The sequence below is a fragment of the Devosia sp. genome, from assembly GCF_040509215.1.
Classification (GTDB): Bacteria; Pseudomonadota; Alphaproteobacteria; order Rhizobiales; family Devosiaceae; genus Devosia.
The window spans coordinates 1-4,158 of sequence record NZ_JBEVLL010000112.1 but is presented as its reverse complement, the minus strand read 5'-3'; the positions used below and the strand labels follow the sequence as shown (position 1 = coordinate 4,158).

Here is a 4,158-nt window from a genome sequence, read left to right as displayed (position 1 = left end):
CACCTCGGTGACATACCCTATGAGGCCGGGATGGGTTTCGGGCTCGGTTTTTCGATCCGCATCGATGTGGGTAAAGCAGGGGAGCCCGGATCGGAGGGCGAATTCGGCTGGGGAGGGGCCTACCATAGCCAATACTGGGTCGATCCCTGGGAGAGGCTGACCGTCGTCTACATGACCCAGCTCTTGCCCGCCGGAGACACGGACGACCATGGCAAGCTGCGCGCGCTCCTTTACCAGGCAGTCGAGTGAGGTGCTCCACCTCACATGGAAACCGGCCAGACTTAGCCGGGCGGCGTTCGCCGCGACCACTCTCAAGGTCAAACATGCCCGTCCTGGCAGGCATGCCGACATGCATGGACTATATCTGCTCGTACGCGAAAGCGGAACGCGGTCGTGGGTGCTCCGGATGCAGCATGGCGGGCAGCGGCGGGATTTCGGCCTTGGACCGGCCCACGACGTGCCATTGGCCGATGCGCGATTGCTCGCGGCAGACATGCGCAAAGCCGTTCGCGCAGGTATCGATCCACCCTCCAGACGGCGGGTGAGCCGGAAATCGGCACCGACTTTCGAGGAGGTGGCGCGCGACTGCTACGACGCAATGAAGGGCGGCTGGAAGGATCAGCGGCACGCGTCCTGGATTTCGAGTTTCGAGCGGCACATGTTTCCGCACATTGGAAATAAGGCCGTTACTGCGGTCGACAGCGTTGCGGTTCTATCCGTGCTGGAGCCGATCTGGCTGACGGTCCCGGACACGGCCAAGCGGGTGCTTCAGCGCATCGGCACCGTGCTCGACTTCGCCCACATCAAGGGGCTGGTGCCGGAAGAAGTCTCGCTTCGATCGGTGACGCGAGGACTGCCGCGCCAGACCCATCAGGTGACCCACCGTGCCGCTATGTCACACGAGGATGCGCCTGCCTTCATGAAAGCGCTAGCGGCGTTGCCTTCGACCCGTGGCCGTGACGCACTCAGGCTCACGGTATTGACCGCCGTGCGATCCAATGAAGCCCGCAAGGCGACATGGGACGAGTTCGATCTGGACAAAGCGGTCTGGTCGATACCCGCGGCAAGAATGAAGATGAAGGAAGCGCACATCGTTCCGCTAGCGCCGGCCGCGGTGAAGCTGCTGCGAGCGCTACGCCAGCATCACCTCGAATTGCACGGGCAGGTGGGGGGAGGGGGGCTGCTGTTTAGCGTCAAAGAGGGGAGGCCAATAAGTGACATGACGATGCTCAAGGTGCTCCGCGATATGAATATCGACAATGCCACCGTTCATGGCTTCCGCAGCACGTTCACCGATTGGGTGGCAGAATGCACCAATGTCCCGAAGGAAGTCGCAGACAAGGCGCTGGCTCATCGGATCGCCAACGCTGTTGAGGCCGCGTATCGGCGGACAGACTTTTTCGACCGACGTAGGGTATTGATGAACGAGTGGGCCGAGTTCCTGCTGGCCTAAGCCACAATGACGGCTCTTGGGCCGTGAGGAGAACGGCAGCTTTGGGCTGCGTGAGGCAGATAGCTGCCGCCCCATTCAAAATGGTGCGCGACCTGGCGGGCGCGGAGCGTTGCCGAGCGCCGCCGGATTGACGGCTTCGAGATGGCAGCAGAGCTTGATAGCGCGGAACAGCGTGCGTCGCGGTCGGGGAATAGCGCCCCACTTGCCCAACGGAACCAAGCTCAAATCCCATGACCCGGTACTCGATCTTCTGCTGCATGCCTTCGATGCCAAACTGCTTCATCTCTCTGTAGCAACCGCTTCGAGCATCACTGTCGGACCATCATCAAATTCGCCCGTCACAAGATTCCCGAGGCAGGTGGTCGCTAGGGAATGGCGGTCTGGCCCGCAAAAGTGTTACCCGCGAAAGCGAAGCCCATGTGTGGCAATCGACGTTTCTCTGCCTCAACATAGCCGTCGCGCCATTTGTTTAGCGCGATCGGAACCGAAAAGATCTTAGGTCCGGCCTCCGATACGGTCTGTCCACCGCCGAACCGTGTGTCGGCAATGACGGTGATGCTTCGACTGTCTTCCAAGCGAGTACCAAAGTCATAGCTTGTCATACCACCGGGATGCGCGTTGACGATGGCGCTAATGAACTCGCTGGTGGTCGGGGCTGACGGCTGAATTCCACCACTAGCTGCCGCCCCAGATGCCCGCCGGTTGCGGAACGGCATCTGTGGACGCCCCTTCGGATGCAAGCGGTAAATCGGGTAATGGTGGCACGTAGTCGGATGCTGTCATCTGTCCGGCCTCGATGAGCAGCGCCACAGCTGCGGGCCAGTATGGGAGTTCGCGGGCCGGATCCATTTCAGCTTTGCGCGCTTGGAAACGCTCTGCCATTCACTGGTTCTTCCGGCCCCGTCTCGCCGACTGTTGCGCCATACCCTCCTTCGATCCGCCTACGTCCCCGACGCCTCTGGCTGGCGCCGCGGCTTACGCCGTGGCCACCGCCGGAGCCCTGTAATCCTCTTTCCTCGTCAGCAACGCCCAGACCATGCGCGCCATCTTGTTGGCGAGCGCCACCGAGACGAGCATGCGCGGCTTGCGTGCAAGCATCCGCTCGAGCCACGAGCCTACTGGCGCGCCGTGGCGACATGCTCTCCGGACCATCGAGCTGCCGCCGATGATGAGCAGTCGGCGGATGGTGCGCTCTCCCATCTTCGAGATGCTGCCCAGCCGCTGCTTGCCGCCGGTTGAGTGCTGTCGTGGCGCAAGCCCGAGCCAGGCGGCAAAGTCGCGGCTCTTGGCAAACGTCTCAACGGGTGGAGCAAGTGCCAGGATTGCCGTGGCGGCAATCGGGCCAATGCCGGGAATGGTCATCAGCCGGCGTGCCGCCTCGTCCTGGCCTGCGCGTCGTGCGATCTCGCGATCGAGCGTGGCGACGCGCTTGTCGAGCTCCGCCAGCAGGTCGACCATGAGCCTGAACATCGGCAGTGCCGCCGCAGGCAAGGTCGACGCCATCTCCTCATCGTCGAGCATATCGGCGAGCAGGGTCATGTGCGCCGTTCCACGCGGCGCCACCCAGCCATATTCCGTCAGGTGGCCCCGGATCGCGTTGATGAGCTGGGTGCGCTGCCGCACCAACAGGTCGCGCGTGCGGAACACCAGCCCTGATGCCTGCTGCTCCTCGCTCTTCACCGCCACGAAGCGCATCCCGGGACGCTGCGCCGCCTCGCAGATCGCCTCCGCATCGATTGCATCGTTCTTGTGCCGCTTCACGAACGGCTTCACGTACGCTGGCGGGATCAGCCGCACCTCATGACCCATCGCCTGCAACTCACGCGCCCAGTGATGCGCTCCGCCGCACGCCTCCAAAGCCACAATGCACCGCGGCTGCCCTGCGAAGAAGTCGAGCAGCTTGCCGCGCGTCAGCTTGCGACTGAACACCGTCACGCCGCGCTCGTCGGCGCCGTGCGCATGAAAAACACTCTTGGCGATATCCAAACCGATCGTGGTAACTTCCGACACGGACGCCTCCCTCAGTGGTGTTTCAACACCTCCACTTTGGCACATCGATGCCGTCGGGGGGCGTCCACCCCATCAGCTACCGACCCAAACATCGTTTACGACCTAGTTCTTGCCGACGCGCTCGACCTATCGCGCAAGATTTTCTGACGGCAAGCGCACCAGCCAATCAAGCGGACGCATTACAAGCCCAGCCTTTCTGATTCGCCGAATGATCGCGACATAGCGCGAAAATCGATTCAATCTGCCCATGCGGAACAGCGCGCATTGGGCCTTGGCTCGATGCGACGCGATTTGTCGCCTCCACTCTCCACATTGCGAATCGCGATGAACACGAGTCGCGTCAATGATGGAGAAACACCATGAGCAAAGGTCGAGGCGGCGGCAGCTACCGCAGCGCGATCACCGGGCGGTACGTCACCGCCAAACACGGCAAAGCCAGCCCCCGCACGACGGTCCGCGAAAGCAGCGGTCCCAGCGGGTCGTCGGGCAGCCATTACCGCAGCGCCATCTCCGGTCGGTATGTCACTACCGCCCACGGAAAGGCCAGCCCCCACACCACGGTCAAGGAGAGCTAATCATGGCAAAGCGTTATGTGCGTGCAACCGGCAAGAACACACAGGGCGATATCACGCGCCTGTGTAACTTCGGCGAATACTGGTCGCCCCGCAGCAAGGCGGATGCGATCAGCGACATCG

General features: G+C 62.4%; 5 protein-coding genes. 3 read left to right on the top strand and 2 right to left on the bottom strand.

The features are described 5' to 3' along the window. Together ABW043_RS06430 and ABW043_RS06425 are read left to right on the top strand one after the other, a co-directional pair. Nucleotides 1–249, top strand: a 249-nt coding sequence (locus ABW043_RS06430) for a serine hydrolase (RefSeq protein WP_353920398.1), incomplete at its 5' end; no start/stop codon positions are given. Beyond that, nucleotides 209–1,453: a tyrosine-type recombinase/integrase gene (locus ABW043_RS06425; protein WP_353920397.1), complete on the top strand. Its 1,245-nt coding sequence runs from the start codon at nt 209–211 to the stop codon at nt 1,451–1,453. The genes ABW043_RS06430 and ABW043_RS06425, both read left to right, overlap by 41 nt. A gap of 365 nt (nt 1,454–1,818) precedes the next feature. On the opposite strand, the gene ABW043_RS06420 is transcribed toward ABW043_RS06425, so the two are convergent. Both ABW043_RS06420 and ABW043_RS06415 read right to left on the bottom strand, forming a co-directional pair. Then, entirely contained in the window at nt 1,819–2,169 is a 351-nt protein-coding gene (locus tag ABW043_RS06420; protein ID WP_353920396.1) for a hypothetical protein, read from the bottom strand. A gap of 259 nt (nt 2,170–2,428) precedes the next feature. Continuing rightward, nucleotides 2,429–3,463: an IS110 family RNA-guided transposase gene (locus ABW043_RS06415; protein ID WP_353920395.1), complete on the bottom strand. Its 1,035-nt coding sequence runs from the start codon at nt 3,461–3,463 to the stop codon at nt 2,429–2,431. 359 nt (nt 3,464–3,822) lie between these two features. Here ABW043_RS06415 and ABW043_RS06410 point away from each other — a divergent pair, with 359 nt between their 5' ends. Further along, nucleotides 3,823–4,038, top strand: a complete 216-nt coding sequence (locus ABW043_RS06410) for a hypothetical protein (protein ID WP_353920394.1) — start codon at nt 3,823–3,825, stop codon at nt 4,036–4,038. The last annotated feature ends 120 nt before the right edge of the window (nt 4,039–4,158 follow it).

Excerpts from the sequence above, each read along its gene's own strand:
- ABW043_RS06425 (WP_353920397.1), top strand. The coding sequence starts at position 209 with ATGGCAAGCTGCGCGCGCTCCTTTACCAGGCAGTCGAGTGAGGTGCTC.
- ABW043_RS06410 (WP_353920394.1), top strand. The coding sequence starts at position 3,823 with ATGAGCAAAGGTCGAGGCGGCGGCAGCTACCGCAGCGCGATCACCGGG.
- ABW043_RS06420 (WP_353920396.1), bottom strand. The coding sequence starts at position 2,169 with ATGCCGTTCCGCAACCGGCGGGCATCTGGGGCGGCAGCTAGTGGTGGA.